Genomic DNA, 16,228 nt, shown 5'->3' on the forward strand with positions numbered 1-16,228 from the left:
TCGGTTATTCAAAGTCGGCGGAAATGCACGATAAAGTGATAGGAACTTTTATTGAACGTGAACATTATTTTCAACACCATGATCTAACCATTTAATACATGACCTAAAAAATGACTTTACCACCATAACCCTTGGTAGCAGTTACTTTGGCTTGAGGGGCATCCTGTGGCATGACAATGGTAGAGGATATATTGAGTAATTTGGCGGCTAACGCAATTGCTTGTGAATGATTTCCAGACGAAAAAGTAATAACACCTGCTTTTTTCTGTTTGTCACTAAATTGACAAAGGGCATTCATGGCACCACGGAATTTGAATGCCCCCATTTTTTGATAATTTTCGCACTTGAAATAGACTCGTGCGTCAAAAATTTCATTGACAGTTGTTGATGTAAAAACAGGTGTCTTGTTGATGTATTTTTTGATGCGAGAATGGGCTTCAGAGATATCATTGTAATCGGGGATAAATTTCATTACTTGAGCCTCCTGCGCTCGATAACGCGTGTTTATTTATGCTATTAAATAACTCAATAGAGCCAATATAATCACAATATTATGATTAGTATCGAGATGACTGTCATCAATGTGACATTTTTTAAAACTTGATATATTCCTGTGGTATCCAGCCGATTTCTCCTGAGTTTTTATGCGCCCAATACCAACCATTCAAGGAGCGTTCCAGATATAGATATTCTCCCGCTTTCACTGTCAATTCATGAGCCGTATAATTTTCGCTGCATATCGCTTTATCAGGATGAGTGAACCGTAAAATTTGTTGGGGAACCCAGCCACTGATATCTAAGGCGTTGGTTGTCCAAATCCAGTAAGGATATTCAATATCACTATGACTGATCGAAACGATATCTCCAGCTTGTAATTTAATTGGATTTGGGTAAGCGCTAACATAATCATAGATGACAATACCTTTCTTCAGCATTTTTACTCCTGAATTATTCTTATGGTCGAAAAAATACACATTGATAATTATGTTTCTAGGGTGTGTTGACGTTTTGTGAGGAGTTATTGTACAGAGGGTGAGAGCATTATGATAGGGTATAATCGTTTTCGCCAAAAAATAACCAAGCCTCACCATCATGCCGCGAACTATGTTAACAGATACACAATAGAATAAGCTATCTGCATTAATGAAACTCTCTGGATTTATTTACCAAAAAGCGGAGCATCGCCTGACGCTTGAAGGCATCCTTTATCGCATGAGAACCGGGACTCCGTGGCGTGACCTTCCTTCGGAATTCGGGAAATGGAATAGCGTCTTTCAGCGTTTTAATGTCGGGTCAAAGAAGGGGGTTTTACAGCTCATTTTCAAAGGGTTATCTGGAACCGCTGATACGGAGTGGTTATTTATTGATGGCAGTATTGCCCGCGCCCATCAGCATAGCGCGGGCGCGGCTTCGGGGGAGGATGAATCGATCGGTAAAAGCTGAGGAGGACGTTCAACCAAAATTCATTTGGCCGTGGACAGTAACGGTTTACCCGTCCATTTTGAACTTTCTGGTGGACAAATACATGATATCGTTCATGCGGAAAGCCTTGTGGTACAGTCCCCCTCATCAGATTTTGTGATTGCTGACAAGGGATACGATAGTCAAGGTTTCAGAAGTGCTATCGAGCAACAAGGAGCGATCCCGGTGATCCCCTATCGAAAAAATAGCCGAAAATCGGATAAGAATATCGATAAATGTTTATATCGTTATCGACATTTGGTGGAAAATGCTTTTGCCAGAATTAAACATTTACGAGCAATAGCAACAAGATACGATAAATTGGAACGCAATTATGCCAGTCAGATAGCACTGGCTTTTATAATCATATGGCTGCCAATGTGGGTGGTATGAATGATGAACGCAAAACATAAACACGCCCTAGTTAATTGCTCCCCATAAATTATCGATGGAAGGTAATTTTTCATCAATTTTTTTACATAATGACTTTATGTCAGGCACAGTGGAGTTAGGCAGAGGATACTGACGATAATCTGCTAAACTAAAATAGTGATCCCACTTATCTGAAGTAGCGTTGAGGATAAGTTTTGCGATATTGGAAACGGCTTTTTTTTCAAACGGCGAGATGATTCTTTTGATAGCGCATTACTTTTCAATAAGGCCGATCCTGCAAGAAAAGATGCTTCAACGTGTCCTTGAAACCAACCAGCCGGATCCAATTCAATCATATTAGCCAAAGCCAAGATCCCGTATTCTACGAATATATCCATTTATTTTCTCAGGTAACTAATTCACTAATAAAATTTTGTAAAAAACAAATTTTCATAAAGTATTTGTCACTGATTCATAATAATGAAGTTTAGAACTGTGTGAAAGAGTTCTTGTCAAAAATTGAGAGAATGAGCAATATCTTATAAATAGAATTATTTGTTGTGAAAGTTATAGTTAGGTGGATTATATTAAAACTTCTTTCCTATATTATTATTTTTGTTGAGGATAAATATAGATTGTTATTTATAATCTACAGTCGTAGGGATGGAATATTTTATGTGTTATTAGCAACTATCATTTCATCACTCTATTAACAGTGAAGTAATAAAGAATAGAAAATATTTGCCAAACGTTTTTAATGATTTCCTCATAAGGAGAACAACATGAAAGTTATGAATATGATATCTGGCACAATTTTAGTTTCTCTATATTTTTTGTTGGCTGCCCCTGCCTTGGCAGAGGAAAAAAATGTTAATGCAGAAAAACAACCTGTTTTATCTGCTGAGTACAATATGGAATTGAAAAACTCTTCTTTATCTCAAGAGAAACTTACGATAATTAAAAAAAGTACTGAATGTATGTATGATAGTGGCGCCGATCAGATTAATATCGGGCCTAACGAGCACGCAAGCATCTACCTAAAAGATAATGATAATTTATTTAGTGGTTGCACATTGAGTACGAAGCGTGTTGAGTGGAAAATTTCTAGCGGCCCTATGAGTTGTGATTTGAGTTTTGAGCATGGATATGATGCAGGTTGGTATACAGAGATTAAAGGATGCCAAAATATAGTTAATAGCGCTATCTGTGCGAAATCTGATTGTAATCAAACGAGAGTTTATGGAGGGGAATCGGAGATTGATATAAGCGTAGAGCTTCTTGTTAAATAAATGATCCATCATATAAAAGTGAGGGGTTTATGTCTGAAATTAATGAGCCGGAAAATGATTTAGCAGATTATAGGCCAGTTATTGATGTTACCTTGGGAACGGGAAAACAGACCGCTGAGGATGGTCATGTAGTTGATACTCAATGGGGATATCTTAACGAAAGTAATACTTCCGTATCTCATTTTAGTAGTTTAAAGGTAATACAGAAGAAAGTAGATATTGCAGAAACTTTCATTATCTGAAGGTAAATATACTATTTGAAAAAGATCTTCATGTAATGGACGATGGTGTAACCTATAATCTGGGTAATTGTTCATGGGGCACTCAAGGTGTTGGTGTTTATTTAAGTTTAAACTCGACCTTAAGACTGCGCTTCGGCGTGGTCTTTTTTGTATCTGTATTCTTAAATAAAGGTTGTTTTTAGGAAGTGGCATGGAGATATATAAAATATCACTCACGATAGAACTGGCACTCCAAGAGTGATAATAGGTAATTCTTCATATTTTCCCTCAGATTCAAATTAGACAATTGATATTAATTTGATAACATAGAATTTTGGGCGTCCGTGTCCAAATGCCGGAGGATTCGGTGTGGAATTCGAGGCAGAGAAAAGTAGGTGATAAAGGGGCATGAAGAGCTGCCCCAAAATAGTTGAGCATTTAGCTAATGTAAATATATTTTATGCAGTCCTATACCATCCCATTAACATAATATACGCGTTGGTAATAGCGATTGCTTCTCCGTTACCAGTGTTTGATGTTGTGCCTGATACAGTATGGGTATGGCTACCAATATAAATCTCATGTTGGTGAGCACCATTAGTACTGGTATTAAATTTGAAATTATCCCAGTCTGAGTGGCCGGAACCATAATTATTATTCGTATCATCATAATAACCATAACGACTGTCGCTTCCTTCTCCCCAACCACTATCATGATAATGATCTCCCTCACTATCCGTTTTTTTTGTTCCATAATCAAATGGATCTGTTGTGGCTGAGAATAAGTGATTATGGGCAGGTATTTGTGCAGTGGTCAACGTGACAGAGTCATTCCCTCCCGTTGATAAAATGTTTGAACCATTTAAGGCTGCCAATCTGACAGTTTTATTTTCACCAATATATTTCCAATTTGTACCAGTGAATAGGTTGTTTGGGTTTTTATTTTGTGCAAACCATAAAACAATGCCAACAGGATATAATATATCAATGGTTACAGCATTTTTTGCTCGCTCCACTGTTTCCATTAATCCAATATTTTTCACAAATGCTTCTTTATCAGGGACATCTGCTCCGTTTTGATTTTTCTCTAACCGAGTATTGGCATTGTTATTTGCATTGATGGCATTTTGATTGGCGGCATTTGCCAAGTCATAGGATGTTTTCACTGCTTTGGATGTTGCAGCATGAGTTTCAATGTCGCTATTTACTGAGTTACTCAGGGTAACAAAGCCTTTATCTTCCAAGGTTGCATCAGGATGATTTCGGCTCTTGGCATGATCCTCAATCGATTCTTTTACATATTTCTGAGTTGGTACTATGACAAAATCACCTTCTTCTGAGGCGGGTGTATCAGGCTTGTTATATTGAGTATTCATATTTATTCCCTCATTTAATCAACAATGTGTATTGCTAATTCAGCCAAGGAAACTAATTTGAAAATATCCTGGGCGATATGAAGGCGGTGGCTACTTCTCCGCCTGTGAACATCAATAAAATGGGTTCATCAATACTGGAGAGTGCATAAGTTCGGTTGGTTGTTGTTTATAGACTCAGAGAGTTGCATATTTGCGATGTCAGAATGACATGGAATGGCAGACAGGACATTAATAAAATCTATCCCTCTATGGCTAATAATGCTTTGTGTTAAAAGGGGGTAATACTTCCCCTTAACTTCTTACTTTCATTCATCTCTGTCCTTGTTACAGAATTAGCTAAAATCAAGTGGTTACTGCAACTCATTGATAGATAGTATTTCCTGCATGGTGCAGATTTAAATATCACTGCATATGTAGATACGGGATTATCCCGCATACAAAAAGATGGTTCGCCGATCTCCACTTCTTTATTAAAAAGCACTCACCTATCAAATACCATCAAAAAATTTGAATGAAAAATACACTGTTTATTTGTATGGAAAGAAGGCTGTTTTGCTGGCGGGATTTGATCTGGTTATTTAAATTAATAATAAATAATGATTTTATTAATTATTTATTGGTCAGTTACTACCAAACTTACTACCAAAAATATTTGTGATTGCTTTTTGACCGGGGAGGGGGTTGGCTATGTATATTCATATTTATAAACAGTATTTTTATGTGTCCCGCTGTCCCTTATGTATTTATATAAATATAAAAATATTATATTTATTATATATTTATATATATTTTAAAAAGTACTTGTTCAGTAAAAACTAGGGACAAGGGCGGGACAGTACCTAATATATGCGTCCCAACGTTTCAATAAAGTCCTCCCCGGAAATGAGCAACACTTTCCGCCTACTGTAAATCGCCGTGGAGCTAACGCCAAATTTGTTGGTAGAGTTAAGCAGAAATTCTTGCTTAGATCTGGAAGCGAAAAATTTCTATAAGCGCGTCTCTCTTCTTCATCCGCTCTGGATTTTTCGCCGGACTTAGCGTCTTGGTTTTAGACTCCAGTAGTTTGATGTAGTTTAGGAATGGTTAATATTTTTCTGTAGTTTTGCGTAGTATATGTGAAAAAAATTGAATGATTAGGCCCCCCCGCACTCTTGCTAGCGCATAGCTTCATTGAATCGTTCGGTGGTGTGCTTTGCCCTCGGAGATGCTCCAATTTTTGAATTATTAGTATAAACATGTAGTTAATTGTAGCTCAGTATTGAGCCACGGGCAGTGTGCTGATTCTCACGATTCGTTATAATTAAACTTAATCAGAGGGTAAGGCAGGATTTCGCCTTATATATCAGTTCACTGGCTTATCCCATCCAAGCTTTTTAAGTTCTGCTTTCAAGAAATCATAAGCAATTACGACGTCTCTTTCATTTGCATGCCGTTCGCAATAAATCGAATAGGCCCCTACCGGGGAAAAACGCTGTTTGTAGAAAAAGTATTTTGTCAGAGGATGCTTCTTTTCAGCGTAGATAGGTTTATCAGGGCAATTATATTGCTCGTCCATCCAAGATATAAATTGATCTACAGTCTGGTCATAGATTTTTTTGTCAATTTCTAACCAGTAATGATGTACTCTCTTTTTTCTATCACTACCTAATACAATTTTAATATCGGCATCGGGAAAAAATTGCTGTGCAACCATACCGAAGAATACAGAAGCTCCCTGACAAGAGTTAATCGGGAAGCTATAAAAGAAAGGAATGCCCATATCATTTATTTTTTGGTGTTCTTGTTCGAATATTGTTCGAATATCAGACGCTAATTTAACAAGTCCGTTTTGCATGGTTTGTAATCGATATTATTTAGTTTATAGAAGGGTGAGTGCTTAGTTTATCAGGCTCAGTTTTGAGGGGGAAATACTACGAGCACAGGGAAAAATTCCCAGCTACCGATATACCGGCAGTTAAAAATAAGAGGGCTTTTGATTCTACCGAATCGGTATAATCAAACAGAATCAGATGGTTGGAATTTCAACCATCATTACTACTCAAAAGATGATGGAAAAAACCATCATCATAAAAACCAAGCAGCTAGCTATTTGATGACGCAAATTTGCGTCATCCCTTACCTGTCAATCAACCGAACTATATAACCACTTGATTTATAAGGTAGACAAAATCTGCGCTACGGATATAATCGAATGAGACACTCCCCGTAACTCATTGATAAGACTTAATTCTAGCAAATCGTGAGAATTGAAAACCTTTTAAAATCATTATCATCCAAATTTTGACTATTAATTACTTCCCCTCAAATTGAGGAAAAGCCAGATGGTGAAAATCGTGACCATGCACCCAATCATTTGATTTATCTGGTAAAGAAAATTTGTGCTACGGTTTTTACCCCATTTCCTCTTATCCACCCGCGATGCTAATATGTACTATCTGGCTGGTACACTTCGAGCGGATAAAAAATCATGCACCGAGACACGCAAAAGATACTATTGCATTGGGGCCCGGTGGGTAGCGCAAGGCAGAGTTAACATTGGCTGGAAGTCTGTTTCTGCGGGGTTTAGAGACGCGGTGACTTATACCGGCAGCAATAAGCTATCGTGCAGTGACGAGGACGGCATGATCATTGATAGCTGCGTTGCTAAGCTGCGTAACGTAGGCATGGCTCAGGAATGCGATTTTATCGAGCACCACTACGTTAGCGGGGTGTCGAAACGTGCAATTGGCCGCAAGTTTAAGATCAGTGAAAGCGAGGTCAGAAAGCGAATGCTGGTGGCCGAAAGTTTTATCTTGGGGTGTCTTGAGATCCTGGAGGAACCCTTAGAAATTGACCTCATTTACGGCTTCCATGGTAACTATGCAAAAAAGCACAGTTTAGTATTAAACGCCCAGTTATAAAAAGCTTCTCATCTACCCGATAACCTGCGCGAACGGCTACCGCCATATTTGGCGGTAGGGTTAATTTGTCCAGTAAGGCTAAGGCGAGATTCTGCCTTAGGGTAGGGAGAATACGCGGGTATTTTTGATTACGTTCTATGGGGCATAGCGATCGGTTGCTGGTTTTATTACCCGACCATCATCTTCAACAAAATTCTGATAGACAGCGATAGAGCTATCAGAAAGTGCAAAATACGAAATCGTCTCCCCTTCTGATGCTATTGAAACAATATAACCTCGGGAATCTGAACGACTCCAAGATTCATTATCGCCCGGTTGAATATCAAACCAACCATCACCTGCTCCGGATTCAGTACTCCATCTGTTGACACTAACTGAAATAATATAAATAGTGTTATTCGTTACTATCATGATACCCCCCTATATTTTAATAAAATATAAAATATAAAATATAAAATATAAAATATAAAATATAAAATATAAAATATAAAATATAAAATATAAAATATAAAAGTAGAAATTTTATCGTCATGAAAAAACAAAATTATAGGTACAGGCATCATTATTCTTACTTTTAATAAAGTAAAACAACAACAATAAAGATAAACAGCTTATCATATTAACTACCGACATTACGGGGTAGTTCTCCAAATTCCACCAACTCACAGGGTACAAACTCAGGTATGACGGGCAATACAAAGTCCTTCTTTAGGGCTTAGCCCACAGGTGGAGTTAACTCATTGATAAGTATCAAATACCCTAAAACGAGGAGTTTGGATAAGCGAAAATTGCCAACTTATCCCATTGGGGTAAGTTAATAATAATAATCAGTTTGTTATGTGTAATTCCGCGGACTGAATGCCGACTTGCGCCAATGGCGTTTACCGAAAATATCAAAGAGTTAGGTTTATGTACGGAATAGAAATAAGCCTGTGAACTAATAGGCACATTACAAATATGCAGTCTGGGTATAAGATGGCTCAAATCTGAGTCATCATAAAAATCAGCATGTTAACCGTAGTCCAAATCTGGTTTACGAGAAAGAACAATAAGTTAACTGCCGTTTTTTAAGGGCAAAGCTAGTGAGCTGTTTGTTTCCCCGAAATGGGGGAATCAAAGGATGAATATCGAACAGTTAGCCGTAAATCAGATTTGATTTACGAAGAAGAGCAATCGGTTAACCGTAAAGCAAATATGCTTTACAAAGAAGAACAATCAGTTAACTGCATCATCGTTAAGGAGTTTGGCTCTCGCCCAGCTTCCCCTAATGGGGATTCTCAAAATTATCAATGGTTTAGCGTTAATTCCGGTGAATCGCCGGAATCGACCTAATTCACTGGAATATAGAGCTTGTTCAGAGTCTTTACTCAAGCCCCTTTTAAAACCCTTTACATTAGGCAAAACCTCAACATACACTAACCCTAACCTTTTTGACGTAAACTAAACACACAGTGAATGGGGGGGTTAAAGATGTCGTTATTAGATGCTGATGAATTTGGAGGAAATTGGGTATTTCGTTTCAATCAAACTCTAAATTTTCCCCTTAAGTTCTCTTCGACTACGCAAAATGGCGCCTGTAGTAGTTTGGTAATGGCGTGGGTAAAGATGCACAAATCAGGAAAGTCTCACCTATTCCCCGGAAATATAAAGCTCCCTAGTTATATAAAAATAGTTGAAAACCTTAAAGCTAAGAGCATGGATGGCCTGCAATTTCTTAGTGAAAACGGGTTGTTTTCTGGGTATGTACGCCGCTATGGGGGGAACGATTTTGCAAAAAACTTAGCCACAATCCCTGAAGGTTATGAAGCTTTGGCATATGGAGATCATGCTATTGGTCTAGCGGTAACTGCTCATGGGGTTGATTGTTTCGACCCCAATTTTGGTTGCGTCCATTTCCCGACACGTGAAGATTTTATAACATGGTTTGAAGAAAGATATTGGCCTAACCGTGATGGAATAGGGACGATGGCGAGGCCATGCCATTACATTCTTGGGTACCTAATTGTATCGGCCTAAAAACCATGAGTGCACATCACCGCTAGGCTGCATATCTACCCCCTGCCCGTAAATCCACCAGCAAAGTGATTCCGACGTTTCGACGGAATTAAGTTAATTCAGCAAGTTACTCCATGCGCAGCGCTGAACCAAGCTGTAAATTCGCAGCTTGCTTATGCATTAAATTAGCGGTGCAGCTTTTAACCCCGCTGCCGTTCTCCCTCTTTGCCCGGCTTCCCCCATTGGGGGTTACCGAAATTATCAATGCGTTAGCGTTAACTCACCTTAGTTTGTTGATAAGGTTCAACTGTTCTATTCCAGAACAATTAGAATTTGGACAAATACCACCAACTATAGCAAAATGATAATCGATGAGGCTATCTCGACGGAGAGAAAAGCGGTGCGCCTTACCGTCTGCCTCATCACCTCCCTTGTTAAGGCACAACGTTATAAGGCGGACGTGATGAGTAAACTTAATTTAACCCTCCCATACTACCCTCTGGCTTTAGCTGCGAAAGAACTTCAAAAGGAAGAAATTGAATTATTACTTTTGGCTCAGGAAGGAAATATCACTTTTTATGAGTATCCCGATCCTACTGGAGGAATGTTGGACTGGGAGAGCTTATCTGCTTTCGATATAGGTTGTATGATCTCTTAAAGATAAAAAGGCCGGGCAAGTATACCGAGATTATGTTGATAACGTTCTTGTACAGGAGCATGATTTAGTTCTACCCAAGGACGAAGTAATTAAAGCCTATAAAATATTTAACTCTCTTCCTTTAGATAATATTTCAGAAAAACCAGCCCCTAAAATTCATACAACCGTAAAGCAATGTAAATTTATTGTTGAATTACTTAAATCTCATGGGCTGACTGATAATGATTTTAAAGGAAGCATAGAGGGATTAAGACAAAAAATAGCCAATAAAATACCCGAAATTGATGGCCTTGATATCGATAATAAAACGCTCATTGTCTGGTTGAAGAAAGCTGATGTTAGATAACGGAGTTTTTCAAAACTCCACGGAATTTTCTAAAACTCCGCCGAATCCCCTCCGTAAAATTTTAACCTTCCTCTCGTACTGTCTAACAGCAACCGAGGAAGGCTATTATTTATGCAACACACTTTTATCAAATTACCCGAAGTATGTCGCCGTACTGGTCTGGGTAAATCGACCATCTATAAATATATTTCAGAAGGGAATTTCCCCAGGCAGATAAAGACCGGCTCCCGTGCTTCCGCGTTCATCGAAAGCGAAGTTGATGGATGGATTAACCGCCGCATCATTGCTTCCCGCAGGGAGGCAAGCAATGGCTAATATGTCTCATCCTGCCCGGCAATTCACAGCACCGGATAAAAATTGCTTGCCTTTGCTGGTGGGCTTTGGCTGCAGTGACCCTGCACCAGCAAAAGCAGGTGTCAGGATTGGAACCCTGAATAAACAGCAAGCGGCGAAACATGACGCGCCAAGCGTCTTTTTTTGTGCCATAGCATCACAGCACCTTTCATCTAAGGCATTCTTCGTCTATATGTATTCAATGGTGATGCTGGCAGGGCAGCCTTCCGGCTGGCTGGTTCCCGTTTGCACCAGTAGTTCCAACCCTGTCAGCGTCACCGCCCCCATAGAGCTTGGAACCTCTCGCGGTGACTCCTTTGTTAAGCAAACGGAGATCGCAACTATGGCACTATCCCTACCCAAACTCACTTCAAATTCGTGTTCTTGAGCGTTAAACGTGCAGACTTAGCCGCAACACCCAGCCGTATAGAGGCGATTGCTCAAGATGAGCACTGCGCCCGTTCTGTCCTTTCCCGTGATTTTGTCTTGCTCTTCGCCGGCCGCCTGCCAGTACAGGAGGTGCGCTATGTCTGATCGTTCCTTAGCAAATATCTATGCCCATCCTGCCGACGTCATGGAGCCTCTCGCGGCATTTCTTAAGGCCGTGGAGTTCTTACGGTTAGATCCTGGGGCAAGGGATATCGAAGCCGACTTACTGGCTTATGCTCAGCAACTCTTACAACTGTATACCAATGAAGCCAAAAACGATTACGGGAACGCAGAGCCACACGTTACCCATGCTAATGAGGTGCAATATGCTTGATTACAGAACGGTTATTGAAAACGGCATTGTGACGCTTTATTGCCAGCAAGAAAACGAGCAAGAACAGATCGTTATTTCCCTGCCCGCTACTGCCATTTTAGACCGAGTTGATAGCGGTGAATAGGACGAGCAAACAAGGATAGCGTTACAACTACTCATGGCATGGCTAAAACGCTTCCCGTTGGGCAACCTGTAGACGACATTCGTTTCTTTCGCTGGGCGGTGGCGCATGTATGGGTTACTGAGCAAAAGGAAAAGCATAACGGCAGAGCCATTTTTAAACTGGAGAATTCCCCTATTGTTTTCCCCCTTTTCTTATCTATTGAGCGCTCAGCACTGGCAAATAACATTGAAGGCGCATTGATTGAGCGTTTTGGTCACGAGCAGGGGATAGAAAACGCGATGATTTTCTATCAAGAGATGATGACCCCATCCCCTGAGTACGGATTAGCGCTTTCTGACTTTGGTAAAGAAGTGCTTACCGAACTACACCGTAGCTTTATCGAAGAGGATATACCTCAGATGGCTTTCAATAAGCCGGAGGTTTTGCACTGATGAACAGAACAACACGAAAGAAGAAAAGTATGCCGCGTAAACAGTTAAAAGACTTTTCCAACTCGATAAAAGCCCAAGAGCTGCGTTTGCCCCCTACGGCAAAGGCAGACTTTGATTGGTTCATTAAGAACTCTAATTGTCGTTACTATTTACGTGAACCGTTCGCCGGAGAGTATGAAGATGGTGAAACGCCTGCGCCTTATCGTTGGTACACACTGGTGCATCTGATAATTGATCAAGATCCTGTGGTGTATATCTCCAGCGATGGGGGAAGAAGCGCTCGATCGGCGCATTTTATACAGGTGGGGCATATTCCTGTAACTTGCTCGCCCATTGATAGTGATTTTCTTACCCAGTTACTTTCCTATCAGGCCACGGAAAAAGGACAAACGACTTTAGAATTTCTATGGGCTGATGGACTGTTAAAAATGGGAATTGTGGGTGGCGGCGGTGGGGTCAAGAAATGACGGAAGTAAAACTCTCACATTTCCCCGGAATAATAGCAACGATGTAACGAATTATATACTCGCCCTCTGTATTGCACTATTACAGTCTGCACATGCAGAGGGCTTATTTGTTATTTCGTTAGTGATTATGTTGCTTGCGTTTATATCCGTTTATGACCGTTTATGGTTGGGGAATACGCAATGAGTATTAATGAATCGATGCTAACGAAAAAAGAAGTTAAAGCGGCGCTGCACTATAAATCTGATAGTGGTTTTCATGAGTTTTTAAAAAGAACCCCCAGTTTCCCTAAACCTGTGAAATTGGGATTAAGGCGTGTTGGCTGGGCGGCAAGTGAAGTTAATGAATATATAGCGTCTCGTCTTAATACCCGTGAACAGGGGGATAAATAACATGGCTAAAAATAGATTTTCATGTTCTAAAAATGACCATATCGCCATTATGCAAAGATGTAATTCCATTAAAGGAAATACACTTCCGGCTGATTTAACTAATCAGCGTGATTACGGTGGACTGGTATTTGTTGACGAGGCTTATGTTAATCGCGCTATGCGTCTTCGTGTTGCCGCCGCAGAGCGTCGGGAAAATAAAAGGAGCCGGTAATAATGGCAGGTAAAATTTATTATTCCCGTGGACGGGATGTATTCGATATCACCCCTGAACAACGATGCGCAGAAAATGAAGATGAGTTTATTGATCAGCTAATGGCTGATACGGCGGTTGCTAAAGGTAAACAGTATTTTTGTGCAGCAATGGAACAAGGGGAACACCCAAGAGGTCAAGACCCAAAAGAAAAATACCCTGAGAAGTTTCAGGGTATAAAGAATTGGAGGCTTGCAGCATTAGCGGCTAAACGCCGCTTTGTATCATTTGATTGCGATAGTTTTGATAGCCGTGAAACATTTGAAGCTTTAATAAATTACTTACAACAGCGGTATAAAGGTGTGCTCTATACAACTTTCAATTATACCGCAGATGCTCCGCGTTGTCGTTTTATTATCCTACTTGATTCAGAGGTAGATCGCACTGCTGGTAATCATATTTGCCGGATAATAGCCAGTGAAATAGAAACGGCGATACAACAAATCGCAGAAGATGATTTGGTCAACGAATGGATGCCTGTCATTGGGTGGGATGATTCTGTATATCGTGCGGAACAGCAATGCTATTTGCCAATAGTTAATGCTATCTGTCGAAAAACAAAAAGCGGGGATGAGGTTACTGATGCAATCATTCACCGTTTAAATGGCGAATTAGCAGACGTAGCGCATTATCTTGAGATGCCTCCATTGGTACAGGAGACACCTCCTCGGCCTGTAAGACAGCATTATGATAGTGATTCTGATTTAGACCGCTGGCATGAGGTTGATCCGCACACGTTAGATGATTTACGTGATGCGCTGTTTTCACCCGCGATGCTGGCGATATCTGCGGGTGCCAGAAAAGACTGGCAGAGGGTGATTGCTGCTCTTGGCAGTTTGAAAAACACACCTTATGAAGATAATGCTTACCAGTTGGCGCTGGAATGGTCAGAAGCTGGTGGCGCGGCATTTGATGCTGTGCACTTTGAAGAAACTTGGAATTCTTCTCGGGCTGATCTTACCAATTATAAATGGATATTTTCTTACGCTTCCTCGTTGGGGTGGAATAATCCTCAGATACTTCGACCTTATTTAGCACTGGAAAAGGTCGGGTTCTATATGACCGAGGACGGACTAATGAAGAATGTTCAGGAGGGGGAAAGGTAAGACTAAAACCATTGAAGCCCGGAAAGTATCCGCGCCGTTCTCGGTGCTGGGGTTAACGCGCGATGTGTATAGCGATAACTGGGGCAAGCTGATTTCATTTAAAGACAAGGATAGGGAAACGAAGCAATTCATTGTACCCGATGAGCAGTTACATAAACCCGGTAGTGATATCCCTCCGAGGTTGGCGGGATTAGGGTTGTATATCGGTACGGGTATGAGCCGTGACTTATTGGGATATCTGAATATTGCAACGGCAAAAGAGCGCATAACCTTAGCAACTTCCACGGGCTGGTTTAATGATCACTTGTTTGTGCTGCCGGAAAGCACAATAGGCAGTTCCACTAGCAAAGTAATGTACCAACTGTCAGGCCGTAAAAAGAGTGAAAGTAGCCAGCTAGCACAATTAGGTACTCTTGAGGATTGGCAGAAACATATCAGCGCAAAATGTGCAGGTAATACACGATTAGTATTTTCTCTTTGTGTCGCTTTTGCGGCTCCTTTACTCAATATATTGGGGGTTGATGGTGGTGTATTCAGCCTGAAAGGGGCTTCAACCAAAGGTAAAAGTACGGCTCAGCATGTTGCTGCCTCTGTATGGGGGAGTGGTGCAACAACAGGCGGATATTCACACAGTTGCAATACTACCTTAGTCGGGATCGAGGTATTGGCCACAGCACATAATGATTTACCGTTAATCCTGGATGAACTGAAAAGTGTTAACCCTAAGCTGGTGGGTCAGGTTGCTTATATGCTGGCTCTTGGGCAGGGAAAGGCCCGGGGGACAAAAGATGTTACTTTGTGTGAAACGCTACAGTGGCGAACTTTGGTTCTGGCGTCAAGCGAAGACCCCTTTGAAAACTATCTTAAGGCTTCTGGGGAAAGCGTCGCCGCAGGCCAGCAAGCCCGCTTTGTGGATATTCCCGCGATAGTCAGTGATGAAAATGGGGTTTTTGATAGCCTCCACGGAGTGAGGACGGCTAAAGAATTTGCTGATTCCCTGAATACCTTAACCACGAAATACTATGGATGTGCGGGTATTGCATGGCTTGAAAAACTCACTGCTTCTTCTCGTTCGGAATTGGTTGACCGCCTGCGAGAGTTAATCACTCAATTTAAGGCAAAATTTAGGCCAGAAGAAGCAGAATCTCAATTAGACCGGGTATTAGAACGGTTTGCGCTTTGTGCTGCTGCGGGTGAGCTGGCTACTGAATGGGGAATTACAGGCTGGGGTACCGAGGAATCGTTGTGCTGTGTTGGTGAGTGTTTCAACGCCTATGTAAATGAGCGTGGTACTACTGGCGATTTGGAGGCGGTAAACGGTAAGGAGAAATTGTGTTCTTATCTCAGTACATATGGTGAATCGCGCTTTCGTTCTTCCTCTAATAGCGGCGGGAATATGCCAATATTTGATGGGTATATCACATCATTAACGGGGGAATCTATTGATTTAGCTGATTTCAGCAATGAAGCGATACAAGAGGATAATCGTCCTTTGTCTAGTGTTTATTGGGTCACGCCAGAAGCATTGAAAGAACGTGCTTTGGAAGGCTGTAATTTTGATATAACAATTGCAGACTTACACAAAAAAGGTGTACTTGTTGGGGTAACAGAGGAAATAGCCAAGAATGGTAAACCTCGTACCGTTTATAACCCTAAGAAACGTGCCCCTCTTGGGTATAAAGATCAGCGCAGGTTTTACCGGATAGACGCAGACAAACTGTTTGAATAATGAAAGAGCCGGAGCAA

Annotated in this window: 23 protein-coding genes and 2 pseudogenes; 19 read left to right on the forward strand and 6 right to left on the reverse strand. The window is 40.7% G+C overall.

Annotation, left to right across the window (positions count from 1 at the left end; genetic code table 11):
* Nucleotides 1–95: IS1 family transposase (locus H8A87_RS14705; protein WP_232370123.1), on the forward strand; the 95-nt coding region annotated here is incomplete at its 5' end.
* Nucleotides 96–109: 14 nt separating this feature from the next.
* Here the strand turns inward: H8A87_RS14705 and H8A87_RS14710 are convergent.
* Together H8A87_RS14710 and H8A87_RS14715 are read right to left on the reverse strand one after the other, a co-directional pair.
* Nucleotides 110–472 (reverse strand): annotated as a pseudogene (locus H8A87_RS14710) (pyridoxal-phosphate dependent enzyme); the annotation flags it as partial.
* Between the two features lie 121 nt (nt 473–593).
* A complete protein-coding gene (locus H8A87_RS14715) occupies nt 594–935 on the reverse strand; it encodes an SH3 domain-containing protein (RefSeq protein ID WP_198690698.1) in 342 nt (113 codons plus the stop codon).
* A gap of 208 nt (nt 936–1,143) precedes the next feature.
* Here H8A87_RS14715 and H8A87_RS14720 point away from each other — a divergent pair.
* A pseudogene (locus tag H8A87_RS14720) lies at nt 1,144–1,854 on the forward strand (IS5 family transposase).
* Between the two features lie 143 nt (nt 1,855–1,997).
* Here the strand turns inward: H8A87_RS14720 and H8A87_RS14725 are convergent.
* Complete coding sequence (locus H8A87_RS14725) at nt 1,998–2,198, reverse strand: hypothetical protein (protein WP_232370278.1); 201 nt, start codon at nt 2,196–2,198, stop codon at nt 1,998–2,000.
* Nucleotides 2,199–2,615: 417 nt separating this feature from the next.
* Here H8A87_RS14725 and H8A87_RS14730 point away from each other — a divergent pair, with 417 nt between their 5' ends.
* Complete coding sequence (locus tag H8A87_RS14730) at nt 2,616–3,122, forward strand: hypothetical protein (protein WP_198690700.1); 507 nt, start codon at nt 2,616–2,618, stop codon at nt 3,120–3,122.
* Between the two features lie 29 nt (nt 3,123–3,151).
* Nucleotides 3,152–3,364: a hypothetical protein gene (locus tag H8A87_RS14735; RefSeq protein WP_198690701.1), complete on the forward strand. Its 213-nt coding sequence runs from the start codon at nt 3,152–3,154 to the stop codon at nt 3,362–3,364.
* 437 nt (nt 3,365–3,801) lie between these two features.
* Here the strand turns inward: H8A87_RS14735 and H8A87_RS14740 are convergent, their stop codons facing one another.
* Nucleotides 3,802–4,719, reverse strand: coding sequence for a tail fiber protein (locus tag H8A87_RS14740; protein WP_198690702.1), 918 nt, complete (start codon nt 4,717–4,719; stop codon nt 3,802–3,804).
* A 1,342-nt stretch (nt 4,720–6,061) separates the two neighbouring features.
* Nucleotides 6,062–6,553, reverse strand: coding sequence for a hypothetical protein (locus H8A87_RS14745; RefSeq protein ID WP_198690703.1), 492 nt, complete (start codon nt 6,551–6,553; stop codon nt 6,062–6,064).
* Between the two features lie 592 nt (nt 6,554–7,145).
* Here H8A87_RS14745 and H8A87_RS14750 point away from each other — a divergent pair.
* Nucleotides 7,146–7,619: an antiterminator Q family protein gene (locus tag H8A87_RS14750; RefSeq protein WP_232370279.1), complete on the forward strand. Its 474-nt coding sequence runs from the start codon at nt 7,146–7,148 to the stop codon at nt 7,617–7,619.
* A gap of 135 nt (nt 7,620–7,754) precedes the next feature.
* Here the strand turns inward: H8A87_RS14750 and H8A87_RS14755 are convergent, their stop codons facing one another.
* Entirely contained in the window at nt 7,755–8,030 is a 276-nt protein-coding gene (locus tag H8A87_RS14755; protein ID WP_198690704.1) for a hypothetical protein, read from the reverse strand.
* A gap of 693 nt (nt 8,031–8,723) precedes the next feature.
* Here H8A87_RS14755 and H8A87_RS14760 point away from each other — a divergent pair.
* The 14 genes from H8A87_RS14760 to H8A87_RS14820 all read left to right on the forward strand — a co-directional run bounded on the left by H8A87_RS14760 (nt 8,724) and on the right by H8A87_RS14820 (nt 16,211).
* Nucleotides 8,724–8,951 (forward strand): hypothetical protein, encoded by a 228-nt coding sequence (locus tag H8A87_RS14760; RefSeq protein ID WP_198690705.1) that lies wholly within the window; start codon nt 8,724–8,726, stop codon nt 8,949–8,951.
* A gap of 138 nt (nt 8,952–9,089) precedes the next feature.
* Entirely contained in the window at nt 9,090–9,635 is a 546-nt protein-coding gene (locus H8A87_RS14765) for a YopT-type cysteine protease domain-containing protein (protein WP_198690706.1), read from the forward strand.
* A gap of 442 nt (nt 9,636–10,077) precedes the next feature.
* Nucleotides 10,078–10,272 (forward strand): hypothetical protein, encoded by a 195-nt coding sequence (locus H8A87_RS14770; protein WP_198690707.1) that lies wholly within the window; start codon nt 10,078–10,080, stop codon nt 10,270–10,272.
* A gap of 457 nt (nt 10,273–10,729) precedes the next feature.
* The gene (locus H8A87_RS14775; RefSeq protein WP_198690708.1) at nt 10,730–10,933 is read left to right on the forward strand and encodes a helix-turn-helix transcriptional regulator; all 204 of its coding nucleotides are present in this window, start codon (nt 10,730–10,732) and stop codon (nt 10,931–10,933) included.
* Nucleotides 10,926–11,339 carry an ash family protein gene (locus H8A87_RS14780; protein ID WP_198690709.1) on the forward strand — a complete coding sequence of 138 codons (414 nt, stop codon included), beginning with the start codon at nt 10,926–10,928 and terminating at the stop codon, nt 11,337–11,339. The genes H8A87_RS14775 and H8A87_RS14780 overlap by 8 nt, the downstream gene beginning before the upstream one ends.
* Nucleotides 11,336–11,485 carry a host cell division inhibitor Icd-like protein gene (locus tag H8A87_RS14785; protein WP_232370280.1) on the forward strand — a complete coding sequence of 50 codons (150 nt, stop codon included), beginning with the start codon at nt 11,336–11,338 and terminating at the stop codon, nt 11,483–11,485. Before H8A87_RS14780 ends, H8A87_RS14785 begins: the two co-directional genes overlap by 4 nt.
* The gene (locus H8A87_RS14790; RefSeq protein ID WP_198690710.1) at nt 11,478–11,714 is read left to right on the forward strand and encodes a hypothetical protein; all 237 of its coding nucleotides are present in this window, start codon (nt 11,478–11,480) and stop codon (nt 11,712–11,714) included. The genes H8A87_RS14785 and H8A87_RS14790 overlap by 8 nt, the downstream gene beginning before the upstream one ends.
* Nucleotides 11,707–11,838 carry a hypothetical protein gene (locus H8A87_RS20235; protein ID WP_269749556.1) on the forward strand — a complete coding sequence of 44 codons (132 nt, stop codon included), beginning with the start codon at nt 11,707–11,709 and terminating at the stop codon, nt 11,836–11,838. The genes H8A87_RS14790 and H8A87_RS20235 overlap by 8 nt, the downstream gene beginning before the upstream one ends.
* A gap of 38 nt (nt 11,839–11,876) precedes the next feature.
* The gene (locus H8A87_RS14795) at nt 11,877–12,269 is read left to right on the forward strand and encodes a hypothetical protein (protein WP_198690711.1); all 393 of its coding nucleotides are present in this window, start codon (nt 11,877–11,879) and stop codon (nt 12,267–12,269) included.
* Nucleotides 12,269–12,736 carry a hypothetical protein gene (locus H8A87_RS14800; protein ID WP_198690712.1) on the forward strand — a complete coding sequence of 156 codons (468 nt, stop codon included), beginning with the start codon at nt 12,269–12,271 and terminating at the stop codon, nt 12,734–12,736. The genes H8A87_RS14795 and H8A87_RS14800 overlap by 1 nt, the downstream gene beginning before the upstream one ends.
* A gap of 180 nt (nt 12,737–12,916) precedes the next feature.
* Entirely contained in the window at nt 12,917–13,126 is a 210-nt protein-coding gene (locus H8A87_RS14805) for a helix-turn-helix transcriptional regulator (protein ID WP_198690713.1), read from the forward strand.
* A gap of 1 nt (nt 13,127) precedes the next feature.
* Complete coding sequence (locus H8A87_RS14810) at nt 13,128–13,337, forward strand: hypothetical protein (protein ID WP_198690714.1); 210 nt, start codon at nt 13,128–13,130, stop codon at nt 13,335–13,337.
* Between the two features lie 2 nt (nt 13,338–13,339).
* Nucleotides 13,340–14,482, forward strand: coding sequence for a hypothetical protein (locus H8A87_RS14815; RefSeq protein ID WP_198690715.1), 1,143 nt, complete (start codon nt 13,340–13,342; stop codon nt 14,480–14,482).
* On the forward strand, nt 14,460–16,211 hold the full coding sequence (locus H8A87_RS14820) for a DUF927 domain-containing protein (protein WP_198690716.1): 1,752 nt from the start codon (nt 14,460–14,462) through the stop codon (nt 16,209–16,211). Before H8A87_RS14815 ends, H8A87_RS14820 begins: the two co-directional genes overlap by 23 nt.
* Nucleotides 16,212–16,228: the final 17 nt, after the last annotated feature.

Source organism: Xenorhabdus lircayensis, assembly GCF_016306625.1.
Taxonomy (GTDB): Bacteria; Pseudomonadota; Gammaproteobacteria; order Enterobacterales; family Enterobacteriaceae; genus Xenorhabdus; species Xenorhabdus lircayensis.

Excerpts from the sequence above, each read along its gene's own strand:
- H8A87_RS14810 (WP_198690714.1), top strand. The coding sequence starts at position 13,128 with ATGGCTAAAAATAGATTTTCATGTTCTAAAAATGACCATATCGCCATT.
- H8A87_RS14745 (WP_198690703.1), bottom strand. The coding sequence starts at position 6,553 with ATGCAAAACGGACTTGTTAAATTAGCGTCTGATATTCGAACAATATTC.
- H8A87_RS14815 (WP_198690715.1), top strand. The coding sequence starts at position 13,340 with ATGGCAGGTAAAATTTATTATTCCCGTGGACGGGATGTATTCGATATC.
- H8A87_RS14790 (WP_198690710.1), top strand. The coding sequence starts at position 11,478 with ATGTCTGATCGTTCCTTAGCAAATATCTATGCCCATCCTGCCGACGTC.
- H8A87_RS14805 (WP_198690713.1), top strand. The coding sequence starts at position 12,917 with ATGAGTATTAATGAATCGATGCTAACGAAAAAAGAAGTTAAAGCGGCG.
- H8A87_RS14755 (WP_198690704.1), bottom strand. The coding sequence starts at position 8,030 with ATGATAGTAACGAATAACACTATTTATATTATTTCAGTTAGTGTCAAC.
- H8A87_RS14735 (WP_198690701.1), top strand. The coding sequence starts at position 3,152 with ATGTCTGAAATTAATGAGCCGGAAAATGATTTAGCAGATTATAGGCCA.
- H8A87_RS14800 (WP_198690712.1), top strand. The coding sequence starts at position 12,269 with ATGAACAGAACAACACGAAAGAAGAAAAGTATGCCGCGTAAACAGTTA.
- H8A87_RS14715 (WP_198690698.1), bottom strand. The coding sequence starts at position 935 with ATGCTGAAGAAAGGTATTGTCATCTATGATTATGTTAGCGCTTACCCA.
- H8A87_RS14765 (WP_198690706.1), top strand. The coding sequence starts at position 9,090 with ATGTCGTTATTAGATGCTGATGAATTTGGAGGAAATTGGGTATTTCGT.
- H8A87_RS14760 (WP_198690705.1), top strand. The coding sequence starts at position 8,724 with ATGGGGGAATCAAAGGATGAATATCGAACAGTTAGCCGTAAATCAGAT.
- H8A87_RS14750 (WP_232370279.1), top strand. The coding sequence starts at position 7,146 with ATGTACTATCTGGCTGGTACACTTCGAGCGGATAAAAAATCATGCACC.
- H8A87_RS14730 (WP_198690700.1), top strand. The coding sequence starts at position 2,616 with ATGAAAGTTATGAATATGATATCTGGCACAATTTTAGTTTCTCTATAT.
- H8A87_RS14770 (WP_198690707.1), top strand. The coding sequence starts at position 10,078 with ATGAGTAAACTTAATTTAACCCTCCCATACTACCCTCTGGCTTTAGCT.
- H8A87_RS20235 (WP_269749556.1), top strand. The coding sequence starts at position 11,707 with ATGCTTGATTACAGAACGGTTATTGAAAACGGCATTGTGACGCTTTAT.
- H8A87_RS14820 (WP_198690716.1), top strand. The coding sequence starts at position 14,460 with ATGTTCAGGAGGGGGAAAGGTAAGACTAAAACCATTGAAGCCCGGAAA.
- H8A87_RS14740 (WP_198690702.1), bottom strand. The coding sequence starts at position 4,719 with ATGAATACTCAATATAACAAGCCTGATACACCCGCCTCAGAAGAAGGT.
- H8A87_RS14795 (WP_198690711.1), top strand. The coding sequence starts at position 11,877 with ATGGCTAAAACGCTTCCCGTTGGGCAACCTGTAGACGACATTCGTTTC.
- H8A87_RS14775 (WP_198690708.1), top strand. The coding sequence starts at position 10,730 with ATGCAACACACTTTTATCAAATTACCCGAAGTATGTCGCCGTACTGGT.
- H8A87_RS14780 (WP_198690709.1), top strand. The coding sequence starts at position 10,926 with ATGGCTAATATGTCTCATCCTGCCCGGCAATTCACAGCACCGGATAAA.